This is a genomic window from Vibrio penaeicida (assembly GCF_002933855.1).
GTDB classification, from domain to species: Bacteria; Pseudomonadota; Gammaproteobacteria; order Enterobacterales; family Vibrionaceae; genus Vibrio; species Vibrio penaeicida_A.
The window spans coordinates 110,780-125,544 of sequence record NZ_BFAQ01000013.1 but is presented as its reverse complement, the minus strand read 5'-3'; the positions used below and the strand labels follow the sequence as shown (position 1 = coordinate 125,544).

Annotated in this window: 18 protein-coding genes; 6 read left to right on the top strand and 12 right to left on the bottom strand. The window is 43.3% G+C overall.

Annotated features, from left to right (window positions below; translation table 11 throughout):
* Positions 1–4 precede the first annotated feature (4 nt).
* From VPNCDNU1_RS07265 to VPNCDNU1_RS07245, 5 genes are all read right to left on the bottom strand, one after another.
* On the bottom strand, positions 5–199 hold the full coding sequence (locus VPNCDNU1_RS07265; RefSeq protein ID WP_104399759.1) for a twin-arginine translocation signal domain-containing protein: 195 nt from the start codon (positions 197–199) through the stop codon (positions 5–7).
* A 57-nt stretch (positions 200–256) separates the two neighbouring features.
* Positions 257–889 (bottom strand): TorD/DmsD family molecular chaperone, encoded by a 633-nt coding sequence (locus VPNCDNU1_RS07260; RefSeq protein WP_104399758.1) that lies wholly within the window; start codon positions 887–889, stop codon positions 257–259.
* A 9-nt stretch (positions 890–898) separates the two neighbouring features.
* Entirely contained in the window at positions 899–2,590 is a 1,692-nt protein-coding gene (locus tag VPNCDNU1_RS07255) for a 4Fe-4S dicluster domain-containing protein (protein ID WP_104399863.1), read from the bottom strand.
* A 187-nt stretch (positions 2,591–2,777) separates the two neighbouring features.
* Positions 2,778–3,404 carry a DUF3306 domain-containing protein gene (locus VPNCDNU1_RS07250; protein WP_104399757.1) on the bottom strand — a complete coding sequence of 209 codons (627 nt, stop codon included), beginning with the start codon at positions 3,402–3,404 and terminating at the stop codon, positions 2,778–2,780.
* Positions 3,394–3,825, bottom strand: coding sequence for a DUF3305 domain-containing protein (locus VPNCDNU1_RS07245; RefSeq protein WP_104399862.1), 432 nt, complete (start codon positions 3,823–3,825; stop codon positions 3,394–3,396). The genes VPNCDNU1_RS07250 and VPNCDNU1_RS07245 overlap by 11 nt, the downstream gene beginning before the upstream one ends.
* A gap of 149 nt (positions 3,826–3,974) precedes the next feature.
* On the opposite strand from VPNCDNU1_RS07245, the gene VPNCDNU1_RS07240 reads away from it, so the two are divergent.
* Both VPNCDNU1_RS07240 and VPNCDNU1_RS28795 read left to right on the top strand, forming a co-directional pair.
* Positions 3,975–4,802, top strand: a complete 828-nt coding sequence (locus VPNCDNU1_RS07240; RefSeq protein WP_174715130.1) for a formate dehydrogenase accessory sulfurtransferase FdhD — start codon at positions 3,975–3,977, stop codon at positions 4,800–4,802.
* Positions 4,803–5,082: 280 nt separating this feature from the next.
* On the top strand, positions 5,083–6,990 hold the full coding sequence (locus VPNCDNU1_RS28795) for a methyl-accepting chemotaxis protein (protein ID WP_167404745.1): 1,908 nt from the start codon (positions 5,083–5,085) through the stop codon (positions 6,988–6,990).
* Between the two features lie 223 nt (positions 6,991–7,213).
* Here the strand turns inward: VPNCDNU1_RS28795 and VPNCDNU1_RS07230 are convergent, their stop codons facing one another.
* The 4 genes from VPNCDNU1_RS07230 to VPNCDNU1_RS07215 all read right to left on the bottom strand — a co-directional run bounded on the left by VPNCDNU1_RS07230 (position 7,214) and on the right by VPNCDNU1_RS07215 (position 9,015).
* Positions 7,214–7,519, bottom strand: a complete 306-nt coding sequence (locus tag VPNCDNU1_RS07230; protein ID WP_104399755.1) for a DUF6506 family protein — start codon at positions 7,517–7,519, stop codon at positions 7,214–7,216.
* 27 nt (positions 7,520–7,546) lie between these two features.
* Positions 7,547–7,948, bottom strand: coding sequence for a hypothetical protein (locus VPNCDNU1_RS07225; protein ID WP_104399754.1), 402 nt, complete (start codon positions 7,946–7,948; stop codon positions 7,547–7,549).
* Between the two features lie 66 nt (positions 7,949–8,014).
* Entirely contained in the window at positions 8,015–8,503 is a 489-nt protein-coding gene (locus VPNCDNU1_RS07220; RefSeq protein ID WP_104399753.1) for a GNAT family N-acetyltransferase, read from the bottom strand.
* Positions 8,504–8,565: 62 nt separating this feature from the next.
* A complete protein-coding gene (locus tag VPNCDNU1_RS07215; RefSeq protein WP_104399752.1) occupies positions 8,566–9,015 on the bottom strand; it encodes a GNAT family N-acetyltransferase in 450 nt (149 codons plus the stop codon).
* Positions 9,016–9,358: 343 nt separating this feature from the next.
* Here VPNCDNU1_RS07215 and VPNCDNU1_RS07205 point away from each other — a divergent pair, with 343 nt between their 5' ends.
* A complete protein-coding gene (locus VPNCDNU1_RS07205) occupies positions 9,359–10,480 on the top strand; it encodes an NAD(P)/FAD-dependent oxidoreductase (RefSeq protein WP_237324101.1) in 1,122 nt (373 codons plus the stop codon).
* Between the two features lie 19 nt (positions 10,481–10,499).
* Complete coding sequence (locus VPNCDNU1_RS07200) at positions 10,500–11,483, top strand: arsenic resistance protein (protein WP_201797114.1); 984 nt, start codon at positions 10,500–10,502, stop codon at positions 11,481–11,483.
* A gap of 63 nt (positions 11,484–11,546) precedes the next feature.
* On the opposite strand, the gene VPNCDNU1_RS07195 is transcribed toward VPNCDNU1_RS07200, so the two are convergent.
* Together VPNCDNU1_RS07195 and VPNCDNU1_RS07190 are read right to left on the bottom strand one after the other, a co-directional pair.
* Complete coding sequence (locus VPNCDNU1_RS07195) at positions 11,547–11,879, bottom strand: YnfA family protein (protein ID WP_022550693.1); 333 nt, start codon at positions 11,877–11,879, stop codon at positions 11,547–11,549.
* A 207-nt stretch (positions 11,880–12,086) separates the two neighbouring features.
* A complete protein-coding gene (locus VPNCDNU1_RS07190) occupies positions 12,087–13,031 on the bottom strand; it encodes a LysR family transcriptional regulator (RefSeq protein ID WP_104399749.1) in 945 nt (314 codons plus the stop codon).
* Between the two features lie 119 nt (positions 13,032–13,150).
* On the opposite strand from VPNCDNU1_RS07190, the gene VPNCDNU1_RS07185 reads away from it, so the two are divergent.
* Positions 13,151–13,837: a DJ-1/PfpI family protein gene (locus tag VPNCDNU1_RS07185; protein ID WP_104399748.1), complete on the top strand. Its 687-nt coding sequence runs from the start codon at positions 13,151–13,153 to the stop codon at positions 13,835–13,837.
* Positions 13,838–13,920: 83 nt separating this feature from the next.
* Here VPNCDNU1_RS07185 and VPNCDNU1_RS07180 read toward each other — a convergent pair whose 3' ends face one another.
* Positions 13,921–14,373 carry a GyrI-like domain-containing protein gene (locus VPNCDNU1_RS07180; RefSeq protein ID WP_104399747.1) on the bottom strand — a complete coding sequence of 151 codons (453 nt, stop codon included), beginning with the start codon at positions 14,371–14,373 and terminating at the stop codon, positions 13,921–13,923.
* Between the two features lie 119 nt (positions 14,374–14,492).
* On the opposite strand from VPNCDNU1_RS07180, the gene VPNCDNU1_RS07175 reads away from it, so the two are divergent.
* Positions 14,493–14,669, top strand: coding sequence for a DUF6435 family protein (locus VPNCDNU1_RS07175; RefSeq protein WP_104399746.1), 177 nt, complete (start codon positions 14,493–14,495; stop codon positions 14,667–14,669).
* Positions 14,670–14,765 lie beyond the last annotated feature (96 nt).

Sequence of the window (14,765 nt, the reverse complement as noted above, 5' to 3'; positions counted from 1 at the left end):
CTCCTTATAGGGTGTCGTAGTAATCACGGATATGTTGAGTTTCTTTATATCCAGTGGTTGTCTCTTCCACCTCTGGCTTAGCTTCGGTTGCTGAAGCGGCCGTAGATGTCCCTGCGGCAAGCGTGCCGGCTACTGCTGCCGTGCTTAATCCCTTAAGCAGATCTCGGCGGCGTGTATCGATGGCTTGTTTATCTTTCATAGGGTGCTCCATGATTCAGTGCCCATTGAGTGGATGCTCTGCATCTCTAGTTATCATCTAGGCTTCTCGGACAGGTACTCGCGCAAAGCGAACCTGCTCGATAAGCAAGAATTGGTGTAATACGGTTGCCATAGCGGCGTAAAAACGGGCACTTTCTGCTTCCCGAATTTGCCTAGCTAATGATTCAAACCAAGGTTGAATATGGCGGTTAAAAAATGCGTTTTGCTCCGTCTCAGAGTCCAGTAAAGACATGACTTCGCACAGTGCAGCAAAATGGTCTTCCGGTTCTTTCGTCTCGTCGTTTCGAGTAAACCCCATTCGCATGAGATCTTGCCGAATCGCTGCAAGTGGTTTTTCCATTAAAGAACCGGTTAAGTGCCACGACGCAAAAGGCATCACTTCACCTCGCCCGATTCCAATAAACAGATCTTGGTATTCCTGTTGAATATCTTCGTGGGTATACAAACCAGCCGTGTTTCTTAAGTTGTTCCATGCTGTCGCCATTTGGCTATCAGCATGCTCGCTGACTTCGAGCTCTTTTATCCAATTCAGAACATCTTGGCTGGGTGCGGCACGAAATACGGTTGCAAGCAACGCATAGATATCAGAACGTATTGAGGTTTGAGAATGCGCTGATTCTTGTGGATGGACTGATGTTTGTGATTGGACGGATGGTTGAGTGTCGTTCATTCGCTTCCCTTACACATTGAGCTGCTTTTCTGGCTGGTCAGCCAAGCTATTAAACATATCGACGACACGGCAGTCCTCGCACATTGCAATCCTGTTGATGGCTACTTCGTCAGAGAAATGAGAGTGACCGCGTAACTTGTTCTGAAGCATGTCGATCATAGACTGAGGTGCAAATGGTTTACCGCATCGTAAACATTCCGCCGCTTTTTCTTGATGAATAACTTGAACCTGTTTGCGCTGCGCTGCGTCCCAGTTAAACCTTGGTGTCAGTGTTAACGCGCTTTCTGGGCAAGCTTTTTCACACATGCCGCATTGAATGCAATCTTGTTCTACAAAGTTAAGTTGTGGTGAAACACCGTCATTATGAAGCGCTCCTGTTGGACACACCGCAACGCAGCCCATACATAAAGTGCAATCTTTACCGACACAACTTACATTGCCAAAAGGCGCACTGGTCGGAATGTTGGTAATGGTTTGAACAGGAATGTGGTTAGCCGCTAGTGAATCGAGTGCTAAGTAAAGGCGCTCTCTTTTCGAACCGTTTAATACACCAACTGGTGTACTTAAAAGAGAAGGCATTTGATGAGAATCTCGCAAAACGGGCTCACCGCCTTTCAGCTCTTCTAAATATAAAATTCGAATACGAGAAGGATCTAAGTTCATTTGGCTAAGCAGTGTTTGGGCGGTATCTACTTCTTGCCCTAACACTCTTAGAATGGTCGGAGGCATTTTTTTACTGGCAGCAAACATCACCTGACATGCGCCATTGACTAATGCTGCGAACCACGTATCCATTCCTACTGAAGGCAGTTCCTCTAGTTCAACGGGTATAACGTTTTCTGGTAGTGAATCTAACGCCATCGCGTTGTAACTTTCGTGTCGACTGTTACAAAACAAAATGATGGGGTTCTCCCCACCTGCCTCTTTATAATTGGCTAGCAGCTTTTCAACGAACGATTGGGTTTGAACAGGTTCGGGAATGGCGTAGTGGATCGCTTCCGTTGGACAGGCTGTTGCACAAGTTCCAACGCCTTGGCATAGGTAAGGGTTTATCTGAATCTTATGCCCAATTTGGTCATTGCCATCGCTCGTAAGTGCACCTGCTGGGCAGGCGTCTACACAGCGGTCACACCCTTTAATACCGCGCGAGCTGTGGGCGCATTTGTCGGTATCTAAACGGAAATACTTAGGCTTATCAAACGTGCCCATAAGATCCGGTATGGATTCTAAAGCTTCAGGTAATGTTGGGTATCCACGTCCACATGGGAAATAACCGGGTACAGGCACTTCTTCACTCATAATCCCGTTAAGGGTCATATCCAGCACAATATCGAAGCAGTCGTGCCCAATAGCTGCGGTAGCTAAATTCACACTGCTTCCATCGTGGTTCACCGTAACCTTAAAGGCACCGAGAAAGCCGTGAACATGGGGTTGTTGGCCAAAATATAGGCGAGATGGATTGATCAGTTGGCTTCTATCTGCATCTTGTTCAGTACACAGCAGGGTAAGAGATGAAAGTGAATCGAGCTGTGCCTCTATCTCGGAAAGGATTGAAAATGGACCAATCACGAGTGTGTGCCCCCCACTGTGGTAGCTGACCGTTGGGGGAATTAGGTTGGTCAGCTCCACAGTGTTGGTTAACGCGGTTGCTCTAGCTCGTCCATTCACGCTAGAAGCATTTTGAAGTTTTTGTTTTAACATTGCTTTTGGTTCCATGTGTGAGCGTGTATTCCGCTCATTTAAGAACCAGTAAAGCAATTAGCGATCCAACCGCTATCTATTGACCGAATGGTGAATTTGAAGTTTGCATTTTGTGCGCGCGGTTAGGTGGTTGTGACAATTTGTCGCAGGTTGTTTTATAAGCAAGGCGTCAAAATGTACCTACTTTCTATGTGGTATATTTTGTCTCGCTCATTCCTGAATTAGGTTTGTTTTCTTCAGATTGAGGCTCATCTTGTTCTATTTTTGGTTCACTTAATTTTGTTTTTGGCTCTTCTGATTGTGGCGATAGCTCTTCGGAGTTTGCGTCTTCATTTTCCTTTAACACTTTGTCTTGCATGGCTATTGCTTGATTTTTCTCTTCTTCATTCGTTTCATCGAGCTTTTCTTTCACCCAACCTCTTAGCTTTTCAGCGGCTTCTTGGGTGAGGTTGCCTACTTTCGAATAGTCGTGGTCGTAGTCATTCAGCGCATCGACCTCACTGAATTCGCCGCTTAGGAAAAGCTTTCTCAGTGCGGCTTTCTTAACAGCGGTTTCTGCCCCTTTACTCAATAGCGTTGCTACAGATGGCTCACCTGATGGATCGTCATCTTCTAACAATGATTCTTTAGAGGTTTTACTTTCGTCAACATCCGTATCTTCAATAAGATTGGCATCGGCGATGTCGACTGCGTTAACGTCTGCGACAAGCACCTCACTACCAGAAGTATTATGTTCTTGGTTTATGACCGACGCTTGCTCTTCGTCATCTTGTAATTTGCGCTGAGACCAACGCTTTAAAAAATCACTTGCCACTGGCTCTGCCCGCCCCTTTACGTTTTTTACGTTTCTGTTCTAAAAGTTCACCATGTCGCCCTATGAATGCTTCCATCCACGCTTGAATCGGCAACGGCATTTCGATGGAAAGCACTAAATAATCGCCATCAAGATAACTGGCAGCGACTGATTGAGAAGCAGTCAGCTTCACAGGTTCTAAAGTGTCTAGGTTTTCTAAAGCGAGGAATAGCTTCGGTTGAACCGAGCTTAGATTAAAGCGATAGTCCGTTCGCTCATCTTTATACAGCTCCAATGCCAAAGTTAGCGGGCTTGGTTTGGTTGGCTTTAGGTTCACACCTTTCCATTCCCATTGTTGGGTTACCCAGCGCCCTTCCCCGACGTTATGGCTTTCGAGTTGGCATTCAATTGTCCAAAGGTTTTCATTCTTTTCCAATGACATTTCAATTCTCATCTTATACTCAGACTTTGATACTCATAGCAATCGAAGCAATTCTTAAGCCAACGCTATGTGCGAACATTAGGGCAAAACAAAATGGCAGGGTTATTGCTGTAATCATTTAAGAAAGAATATTTTGCTAAGGAATCTCTGTGTCTTACCAACCAAAAATAATAAAAAGCGGAAACACTCCATCTCCAACTCAAGAAGTTGAGGTGTTTGATGAGTATGGCGAGCGCATGGTTAAAGAAATCGCATGTGAACGCCCTATTACTGTGATGCTGAATTGGAAGGAAATCGTAACCTTGATGACGTTAGGCTCGCGCCCTGAAGCTTTGGTTTTGGGTTACTTAAAAAACCAAAGTTTTATTGAAGATCCTTCGGCCATTGAGTCTGTCATTATTGATTGGGAAACTGGCACGGCAGCCGTGATCACCAAAGAAAATACCGATCACTTAGAAAAAGCGCTAAAGAAGAAAACAGTCACGTCGGGATGTGGCCAGGGCACCATGTACGGCAATGTAATGAAAAAGCTAGAAAACTACCAAGTTCCGAACGTAGTGACCAAACAGTCTGATATTTATGCCTCGTTAGAAGCACTAACCCATCACAATGACACGTATAAAAAAGCAGGCGGTGTTCATGGTTGCGCAGTGTGCCGACGAGAAGACATTCTCTCTTTTGTTGAAGATGTCGGGCGTCATAATGCTGTGGATACCTTAGCTGGGGAAATGTGGCTAAATCAGGAGTCGGGAGAAGACAAAATCTTCTATACAACCGGTCGACTGACATCAGAGATGGTCATTAAAGTGGCTCAAATGGGGATTCCTGTTTTGCTATCACGCTCTGGAGTCACTCAAATGGGGCTAGATTTAGCCAGAAAATTTGGGATTACGACTATTGCACGAGCAAAAGGATTGCGTTTTCAGGTGTTTACTGGGGCAGAAAAAATGGAGTTTGATGTAAAAGGAAATCAATAAACCCCTACTAGGAAATAAACTTTCTTCCTATTTAAGAAGGTGCTAATAAGCACCTTCTTGCATTCTATAAATATCATGCTATCTGTTAATAGTACTGCCTGTCATAAAAAATAAATATAACTGTAACATTTGAGATCGGTTGATCTTAGCCGGCAGTCGCTTATTTGATTTAACGAATCATGCCGTATCGTTTTATTTAACGTCAGTCCAACCAATGAAAGCGAATTTGCCTGTGCGAGTGCATACGGTAAATGACATCTTTTGGGTCAAGGAGCTAGGTATGCCATTGAAAACAAAAAGCGCAAGTGCACTTTCGCAATTTAAGATTAAAACAAAGCTTCTGGCGGTCACTGTATCGCTATTGGTTTGTATTGTTGCCTATGCGGCTTATGAAAGCAGCGTCAGCCAAGAGCTAGAAAACCTTCAGTTTGCAGCAGAGCAAAATGCACAAAGTGAAACAGAGCTTCTCTTACTTCGACGACATGAAAAAGACTTCTTGGCTCGTAAAGATCCGAAATACATTAAAAAATTTGAATCCAGCTACACTTCACTTCTTTCTAGAGTGAGTAACTTGGATAGCCAGCTGGCACAATACGCGAGCCAAAGTAATACCGATTTCGACCATATTGAACGTACTTTGGAGCAGTACCTAAACCAGTTCAATCGACTGGCTACGCAGATGTCTTATATTGGGCTAGATGAAACCTCTGGATTGCTTGGGGATCTCAATGCTAAAGAAGTAAAGCTCAATAACCTACTAATATCAGCGGATCGCCCTAGCCTCTCCAATGATTTCTTACGCTTGGTAGACAGCCAAAATCGATTTTTCTTAACGCAACGTCACGAACAATTCCAACAGGTTCAGAAGCATTGGCAAACGTTCCACAGCAAAATTCAAGCTCAGCCATTATCAACAGCAATGGTCGATGCACTCAGCTTGGCATCAAACGGTTATCGAGAAGCATTTGGTGAACTTTATGAAGCCTGTAAAGCTTTGGGGTTGGATCACAATAGCGGTATGCGTGGTGAGCTGCGAAAGAATGTGCACGGAACGGAAGACAGCTTGAATAAAATGCAAGTACAGATAGGCGCGCTGGTCAATCAGTTACGTGGTGAAGCCAAAGTCAAACTTCGCAGTTTCGGTATTGGCATTGGGCTGTTTATTTCGTCTTTGCTTATCTTGTTAAGTTTCCAGATATCCAATCGCCTTATTAACGTAAGAAATATGATGCGCAATATCGCGGAAGGTGAAGGCGATTTAACCGTGCGCATGAATGATGACGGGAAAGATGAACTTGCTCAGCTTAGTCAGTCGTTTGATAAATTTGTTGGCAAGCTTCAAGACAGTATCCTCGAAATGGCTGCAGTGACGGTACAACTTGCTCACGCTGCCGAATCTTCTCAGGTTGCTGCCAATACGAGTTTGGATAACGCAGAGCAGCAGCAGTTAGAATCCTCTTCTATCGCCACCGCTGTTAACCAGATGCTGATGACCACGAATGAGATTGCATCGAACATTGAAAATGCAGCGAGCACTGCCCACAAAGTGAAGATGGATGCAGAAGAAAGTATGCGTCTTAGCCACATTGCAGGCGACAGCATTCAAGGGCTCACCGACAATATTACCAACTCACAAAATTTGGTACTGCAGCTGGAACAACAAAGCACCGAGATTCAATCCGTTGTCTCTGTGATCAGCGAAATTACCGAGCAAACGAATCTGCTCGCGTTAAATGCTGCGATTGAAGCAGCCCGTGCCGGTGAGAATGGACGAGGTTTTGCTGTTGTCGCCGATGAAGTAAGGCAACTTGCAAAACGAACCACAGATTCCACAAAAGTCATCGAAGAGACCATCAGTGGCTTATCAATTGGCGTAAAAAACACCGTAAACCTAATGCAAGAAAGTTTGTCGCAAGCAGGAAACACGAATCAGCAAACCATCAATGCTGTTAAAGCTATTCAGCGAATTGTCGAGGAAGTCAGCGCCATTTTTGATATGAACTCACAAATTGCAACGGCATCGGAAGAACAAGCCATGGTTTCGGCAGATATAGATAGAAACATCACTCACATAGCCGATTTGGCTAACAATACTAAGCAAGCTGTGAATGTGTCAGTCCAAAACAGTGGAGAGGTAAGTCAAGCCGCAGGGCGATTAGAAATGATCGTTGGGCAGTTTAGATATTAGGTCGTATTTTTTAGCGTTCGGGGAGAGATTCTCTCGGCGGAAATTTGTTTGTCGGTTTCCTTGTACAACCAAGGAAACCCATTTTATAGCAGATCTAAAGCCCCCGTTTGAAGCCATCTTCTTCTTGTTGAAAGCCTAGTTTTTTGAACAGAGCAATAGAGCCATGGTTACCATCATCAATGCCCGCCACAACGGTTTTAAATGGAATTCATGCTTCTCTTTACTAATTTGAAGTGGGAATAAGGCGAGCTAACTTCTGCTGTTCTTTACTATTAAATGTGACATAACCAATGGGAACTTGAGTGTCTAATTGCGCGATAACAAACTCAGCACTTTCCTGACCAAATCCCCCACACAACTCTATAACTTGAATACCTTGGTTTATCATTGTTTCAGCGGCGAGAATAGCTTCTTCGTCGCTACTCACACAAACGACTTGTGTGGAAAAGCCTTCGGTATCGAGCCTTGCGCTATCTTTCGTATGGCGGTAGTTGTTTGCTTTAACGATAAATCCGTATTTTTCCAACATAGCGCTCTCCTATTTTCTTACTCTAAGTTAAGATTTTCTCAGTGTTAGAGTACGTTGATACCAGCATTTTTTAGGGTAATTGACAGTCAGTTCGAAATATTCAGAATGATTAAAAGTCAATTGGTAAAGGTCAGACCCCAATTGAGTCACGGAACTCAACACATAACTGTTGTAATAAGGCGTGATACTACATTTGCCAACTAAATCAAACGATTTGCTGATAACAACAACCTCGCAACCCTCTTCAAACACACAGTCCCAGCTAAGAAGAAGCAGAAAATAGCCGTCACATTCATACTGCTCTTCAATAACATAGCCAGGAACGTTAAAGTCCAGTGGTCTACCACTGTAGAAAAGGCATGATTCTAGCGGTCTAGTTTCATAATTTCCTTTGTGAGGCTGGATGGTGAACTGGTCAATATTTTCCATATTTAAGAGGGTACATAAAGGTGGTTATCCAAACAAATTTAGCATCAACATAAGCTTAAACGCTGATCAGATGATTAAGCGCATTTTTGAACTTTGCTCTGTTTTTCCTGAAGGGAGAGTGACTTCATTCGCTTGACCTGAATATTCAAACCCAAAGGCTTGGTAAAGTTTTTGGGCAGGCAGATTCGAGCTGTACACCTCAAGATTCAATTCTTTGTACCCAAATCGCTTACTGTCTAATATTACTGCATCAAGTAACTTTCGACCAATGCCAAGACGCCTAAAATCGGCGTGTACTTGCGCACCCAAAAAACCGACATCATCCGAGTCCATCCCGCACATCGTCCCTGGGAAAACCTCAATACTTCCAACAATCTTTCCATCTATTTCAGCAACAAATTGGGGGATCTTTTTCTCTTCAATTTTATTTAATACAAACGAGATCTTTTCTTTTGGAGGCGGTGGGCTTCTAAGATAAATACCCTCATCAAAGACACCTTGCCACAAAGCAAAAAAACCTTCTAAATCGGTTGAACGAATTCTTCTAACTTCCATGTTTCCTCAATGTTTTTTGGGTAAATCTAGATACTAAAATGGGTGGGATAATGTTGTCGGTTTTACTCAAGATTCAAATACAGCCTCAACATATCTTTATGCTGTATGCCATTTTCAAATATCGGGTCTGTATAGTTAAGCAGGAAATGATCTTTAGCAACAGAATCGACTCTGAAGCCCATTCGTTGATAATAAGATAGTTGGTATCCAAATGTACCCGTACCAAGTTCTACTTTTTTGACATTTTTAAAACGTAATTCAGCCAACGTGTAGCGCATAAGCTCTGAACCGATACCCCGCCCTTGATAGTTAGGTGTAATGGAGATGTTGTAGATTTCCGCAACATCGCGGCTTTTCAACTTCACCACACAAGCGCCTATTATTTCGCTATTTTCTACAGCAGCGAAACACCAAGATCCTTCCAAGTACGACGAAATGCTCTTCTCAGAAGGGTCTGCTTCTAGTAATAGACGAAGGGGAACTTCATTACTTTTAATTTCCGTAAAATCCAATTAGCACTCCTAGCAAAGTTGAGCATCAGCCTTTATGCCATAGGTGTCATTTTATTTCGATTCATAACGCCCAATTTAAGACGTATACCTCGTTTATCAGTACCGTCCACAATTGCTTTAGAAATTCGTACTTTGCAAATTCCTTCGCACTAAGATCCAACCGTTCTACTACCTGAATTCAGTTTAGGCAGTCAAGCTGCCCATACCAATCAATAGGTTACCTCCCACTTTCAACCTCATAATCAGAAGATAAATTTCATTTTCACAAATGATAATTACTCTCATCTTTATTAGTTTATAATATGTTATAACATCACATATATTCAAAGGATGAGATTGTAATTTGAAAAAGATAAATGTGGTCATCATTGGAGCAGGTCCTGCAGGTTTAGGCTGTGCTGCTCTGCTTAAACAAATGGAGATCAAAAACGAAGACATGTTGGTCATTGATGCTAATACCATTGGTAGTAGCTTTGAAGCATGGCCAAAGGAAATGCGAATGATCACCCCGTCATTTCCCAGTAACGGCTATCACCAGACCGACCTGAACGCGATCACGCCGGATACTTCCCCTGCATTCAGTTTAAACAAAGAACATCCAAGTGGTGCAGATTATGCTCAATACTTGCGTAGCGTGGCGAAGCATTACGACTTACCGGTGAATGAAAATACTAAGGTTGTTGAAGTAACTCCTCATAGCGAAGACCGCTATTTGGTAAAAACGGAATCGGGTGAACCTATCCTATGCCAGTACTTAATATGGGCAGGTGGAGAGTATGCCACTCCTCGGTTGAATGCCTTTGAAGGCAGTGAACTTTGTTTGCATAACAGCCAGATCGATTCCTGGGGTGATTGCAAAGAAGAACATTACGCCGTAATTGGCACATATGAAAGTGGTGTAGATGCTGCATTTAATCTGGCAATCAAGGGAAAGCGCGTCACCTTGATTGATTCGGGTAGCGAACAAGAAGATACCTACGACCCAAGTAGAGTGTTGAGTCCATATACAGCCGAGCGTTTATCGTCTTTGGCAAACATGGATTTAGTCGAACTTGAGCAGGGATTTAAAGTATTGGAAGTTCGAGCTTCAGAAGATCAGTATGAACTGATATCAACCACAGGTGACACACTTATAAGTAAGGGAAAACCCATCAACTGCACGGGTTTCGATACCCACCTCGGTCCGGTAACTGATCTCTTTGACATGGCAGAAGACGGATTTCCTATCGTCAATAAATTTGATGAATCCACCCTTCATCGCAACTTATTTTTGTCTGGTCCCAAACTGGTTCACGGAAACAATTTGCTTTGCTTCATATACAAATTCCGCGGTCGATTCGCAACACCATGCAGCATTATTGGTGCTGAGCTTGGGTTGGACACGTCTGTCTTAAATCACTACGAGCAGGCAGGAATGTTATTGGATGACTTTACGTGTTGTGAAACTCAGCAGTGTTTCTGTTGATTAATAGTGTGAGGATTTTATGTTTAAGAAGCACGTTACTAAAACGATCAGCTTATTCACCCATTCAACAAGCCTTTTAATATTGGCTATTGTAGTGGGTTCGATAATTGGTCTTACCTCCCCTAGCCTTGGCAGTTCTGCAGGCAACTATATCGACCCAACTATTATGGCATTAGTGGTTCTGTTGTTGTTTGAAGTACCGCTGAAGGGTGTTTTTAAAGGCGGAACCAATGTTCGTTTTATTGGATTAGCTTGGGTAATGAACTTTATCATCATACCTGTAGTTGGATTCGGTATTGCGTCGGTTTTCTTGTCTGGTGAAGCGCTGTTTTATACAGGTCTTGTCATTTACTTTATGGCGCCATGCACCGACTGGTATTTGGGCTTTACACGCCTTGCTAAAGGTAACGTAGAATTGGGAGCTACTTTGCTGCCAATCAATATGGTGAGCCAGCTTGTTTTGTTCCCAGTCTATCTACTTGCGTTCAATACAGTTATTGAATACAAAATTGACTTAACAGTTCTGCTTGAATGGTTTATCAAACCTTTGATCGCTGCCACTGTTTTGCGATTTGTTCTGCATCGCTTTATCGATAAATTATTGCCTATCTGTAATGCATTGATTCCGTTGGTGTTGATGCTTTTGGTTGGCCAGATATTTGCTGCCAACATCAACCAGCTAGCGGCACACTTGTCTATTGTTCCTCTATTGCTTCTTGCGATTTTCGTGTTCTTCATAGTGACATTTGCATTAGGAGAACTGGCGGCGAAGTTTGCAAAGCTAGAGTACACAGAGCATTGTTTGCTCACCTTCACCACCGGAGCAAGAAATGCACCTCTGATGCTTGGTTTAACAACGGTAGCCATTCCTGAACAACCGCTGATTTACGCGACCATCACGATCGGAATGCTGATTGAGTTCCCTCATTTAACCGCATTGAAAGCGATATTCCTGAAGCGTTTTAAATCAGAATCGTCCAGTAATTTAGCAACGTCCAGTTAAATACTAGAGAAGTCAATGAAGCCGCTTACGTTTGTTTAGCAAAGGGTAAGCGGCTTTTTACCATCACGCAGCTCTTGGAGCAAACATGATGATTGCCATACCTAACAGTGCGACTGACACCCCGACAATATCCCAAAGTGTTGGTCGGATCCCATCAACTAGCCACAGCCACACGATGGCAACAAAAATGTAAACACCGCCGTAAGCCGCGTAAACCCTGCCTGCCGCAGTCGGGTGAAGAGATAACAACCAAGCAAATAGAGCCAGGAAAATAGCGGCAGGTACCAAAAGCCAAACTGACTTATCTTCTTTTAGCCATAAATATGGCAAATAACATCCTAGTATTTCTGCAATCGCTGTGACAAAGAACAAGCCAAGTGTTTTTACTTCTAGCAACCGAATTTCCTCAATTTTTTAACACTGTTCATTCAACAATCATTTTGGTTTCGCCAGTGTTATGGACACTAGACCAAATAGTTCTGATGATCATCCATTGATTAACCCAATCTAATCGGAATCGAAGAGTAAGTGAAATAGCTTTACATTGGCGTGACTAAAAAGCACGACACTTAGGGTGCTCTTCTGCAAAGAAACGATATCCCATCAAGGTCGAACAGGTTTCAGAGCGCTAACCCAAGTGTGACGTGGGCTTTCGCCTTGATCCTGTATTGCCTCAACCACAAAATCTACAAATAGCTTTACCCGCAATGGAAGAAGTTCCCGCCGATGATAGAGAATGTAGACCCCTTCGTCTGCGGACCGAATACCAGGGAATAACGGGAGCAGTTCGCCACTGTTGATCCAGTCTCGGGCGATAAAATGCGGAATCTGCGTCAGTCCAAGCCCTTGAGCACAAAGTTCTGCCATCGATTCTCCGTCGTTAACGATTATATTCTTCTCTATTGCTTGTGCTTGAGCTTCATCTTCAGGAGAGAGTTTTAGCCCAAGTATCTTTCCCGTTTGCTTATAGCGAAAGCGAATCCAAGTATGCTGATGAAAATCCTCTGGTCCAATGGGTGTTCCGTATTGGTCGAGATACTCTTTACTTGCACAAATAAGGAAATCAATCGGGCTTAATTGCCTGGCAATTAACTGGCGATCCTGTACCGATCCGGAACGAATAGAGACATCAATGCCCTGCTCTATCATATCGACATAGGAATCGTCGTAATGAATTTCTAAATCTATGCTGGGGTATTGTTGGCGAAACTGCTTAAGTAAAGGCTGGATATAGCGGCGGCCATAAGAAACAGGAAAATTGAGTTTTAGCGTACCCGACGGCGAACTATTCAGATGCTGTAACTTTTCCTCACAGGCGATAAGTTCATCTAACACCAGCTTTGCTGTACGCGCATATTGGTGACCTGCCGATGTCAGGCTGAGTTGACGTGTTGACCGTTGAAACAACTGCACACCAATTTCAGCCTCTAACCTATGCAGAGCTTTGCTCACCGTTGATGGATCGGTGCCGTATTTTTTCGCGGCACCAGCGAAACTCCCTCTCTCTAATGTTGCAACGAAAAAGCGCAACGAGCGTATTTTGTCCATATCAAGTCTGTATCCATTCGTGAATTATATTCACTTTAGATGATAGAAGTTGGCACTTCAATCATCTAAATCGTTCGCTAAGATGGTTACAGCTATTTACTAAATTAAAGGATGACAAAATGTTTGATGGCAAATTGAAGGGTCGTATCGGAGCTCTGTTCACCGTTTTTCTCGCATTGTTTGTCTTGGTACCTACGGCATCAGCCGAAAAAAAGAAAATAGGTATCTTGGTCTATGATGGTGTGCTCACCTCGGACGTTACGGCACCACTTGAAGTGTTTGGTGTTGCAAGTCGACTAACATGGTTCAGTGACTATGAAGCGGTCACTATTTCTGTCAGCGACAAACCCATAGTCACCACTGAGGAAGGCTTAAAAATTGGTGTTGATGCATGGATTGGACAATTACCAGAGGTTGATGCGTTAATCGTCACATCGAGCTACGACATGGATCCGTTGATCGAAAACAAAGTGCTGATCGACTATATCGCTTCCACGTCAAAAAAAGCGGAATGGATGGCAAGTAATTGTTCTGGTGCTTACCTGTTGGCAGAAGCTGGTTTGCTGAATGGTAAACAAGCAACCACTTGGGCTGGTGGTGAAAAAGATTTTCAACGTGACTATCCAAAAGTGAAGGTATTGAGCGACACAAACTATGTCGTCGATGGAAATGTCCTCACATCCAATGGCAGTCTGGTGAGTTATCAGGCAGCGCTAAAGCTTTTGAATTTAATGACTTCACAATCTAAAGCTCAGGAAGTGGCTGATGCACTGCAGTATTCTCGCTTCTCTCATCAAACTTTTTAAGTGCTGATATTTGTTAGCGTAAAGAGAAGGTGCAGAACCTTCTCTTTAAATCTGTTCCCAAAAAGCGCATCCACAAAGTGTCCTTATTCCTTTTTGATAATAGGCACCCACCAACGAACGCCCATTTCACTGAAATGCCTGTACGGCATAGGAAAATAAGCGACAACATCGGGCTTGTCTCCATCCCTTTCGTAACCCGTAGCAGAAAACCATTCACCATAAATATACCTGTTTGTTTTCATAGCACTTCGATAAGTGCACTCAAACTCGGCATAAGTGGCAGTTGGCACTGTATGAACTTCAAATTCTTCTGAGTTGCTATCGGGAATAAACTCTACACCAAGTAGATCTAAAAATTCATCGAGTTTGTCTGCTTCACTAGGGAAATACACGGTGAGAAGCGGAGCGCCGGTTATTGTCCCCGGTCTGCCATTAGTCAACTGGCAGAGCGCTTTATACTCATTGCTTCCCTTAACGCCTTCTGTTGCAGCAAAAATAATGAGTACTACCCAGCCGATGAATGCCTCAACATGCAACGATACTTCCCTTTAACGCGGAAATGTTGAAAACCACAGTAACCTAGATTTTAGATTCGATTGAACCATTGCCTATAGCCGTGCGTAATATAAACAACCAATTTGATACGGACCTAAATATGTTTTCATTTTTTAAGAATAACTCGGCTAAAAAGCTCAAAAAACGGCACTCGATGCTCCTTGAGCAGGCAATGCAAGCTCAAAGGCGCGGAGACATCCGATCTTACTCATTACTAACTGCCGAAGCCGAAGAGGTTTTTGAGAAAATTAAAGGAATGAGCAACTCTAGTTCCTAAACTATTGCATAGCCAAAACGGACGGAGCCTTCTTAAATAATGTGGTTGATAGAAGCCCTGCTACATCATTTAAATCAAGAAAATTCGGCTTTGGCT

Bases quoted from the DNA above. Each gene is read 5' to 3' on its own strand.
- VPNCDNU1_RS07265 (WP_104399759.1), bottom strand. From the start codon at position 199: ATGAAAGATAAACAAGCCATCGATACACGCCGCCGAGATCTGCTTAAG.
- VPNCDNU1_RS07260 (WP_104399758.1), bottom strand. From the start codon at position 889: ATGAACGACACTCAACCATCCGTCCAATCACAAACATCAGTCCATCCA.
- VPNCDNU1_RS07255 (WP_104399863.1), bottom strand. From the start codon at position 2,590: ATGTTAAAACAAAAACTTCAAAATGCTTCTAGCGTGAATGGACGAGCT.
- VPNCDNU1_RS07245 (WP_104399862.1), bottom strand. From the start codon at position 3,825: ATGTCATTGGAAAAGAATGAAAACCTTTGGACAATTGAATGCCAACTC.
- VPNCDNU1_RS28795 (WP_167404745.1), top strand. From the start codon at position 5,083: ATGCCATTGAAAACAAAAAGCGCAAGTGCACTTTCGCAATTTAAGATT.
- VPNCDNU1_RS07230 (WP_104399755.1), bottom strand. From the start codon at position 7,519: ATGTTGGAAAAATACGGATTTATCGTTAAAGCAAACAACTACCGCCAT.
- VPNCDNU1_RS07225 (WP_104399754.1), bottom strand. From the start codon at position 7,948: ATGGAAAATATTGACCAGTTCACCATCCAGCCTCACAAAGGAAATTAT.
- VPNCDNU1_RS07220 (WP_104399753.1), bottom strand. From the start codon at position 8,503: ATGGAAGTTAGAAGAATTCGTTCAACCGATTTAGAAGGTTTTTTTGCT.
- VPNCDNU1_RS07200 (WP_201797114.1), top strand. From the start codon at position 10,500: ATGTTTAAGAAGCACGTTACTAAAACGATCAGCTTATTCACCCATTCA.
- VPNCDNU1_RS07190 (WP_104399749.1), bottom strand. From the start codon at position 13,031: ATGGACAAAATACGCTCGTTGCGCTTTTTCGTTGCAACATTAGAGAGA.
- VPNCDNU1_RS07185 (WP_104399748.1), top strand. From the start codon at position 13,151: ATGTTTGATGGCAAATTGAAGGGTCGTATCGGAGCTCTGTTCACCGTT.
- VPNCDNU1_RS07175 (WP_104399746.1), top strand. From the start codon at position 14,493: ATGTTTTCATTTTTTAAGAATAACTCGGCTAAAAAGCTCAAAAAACGG.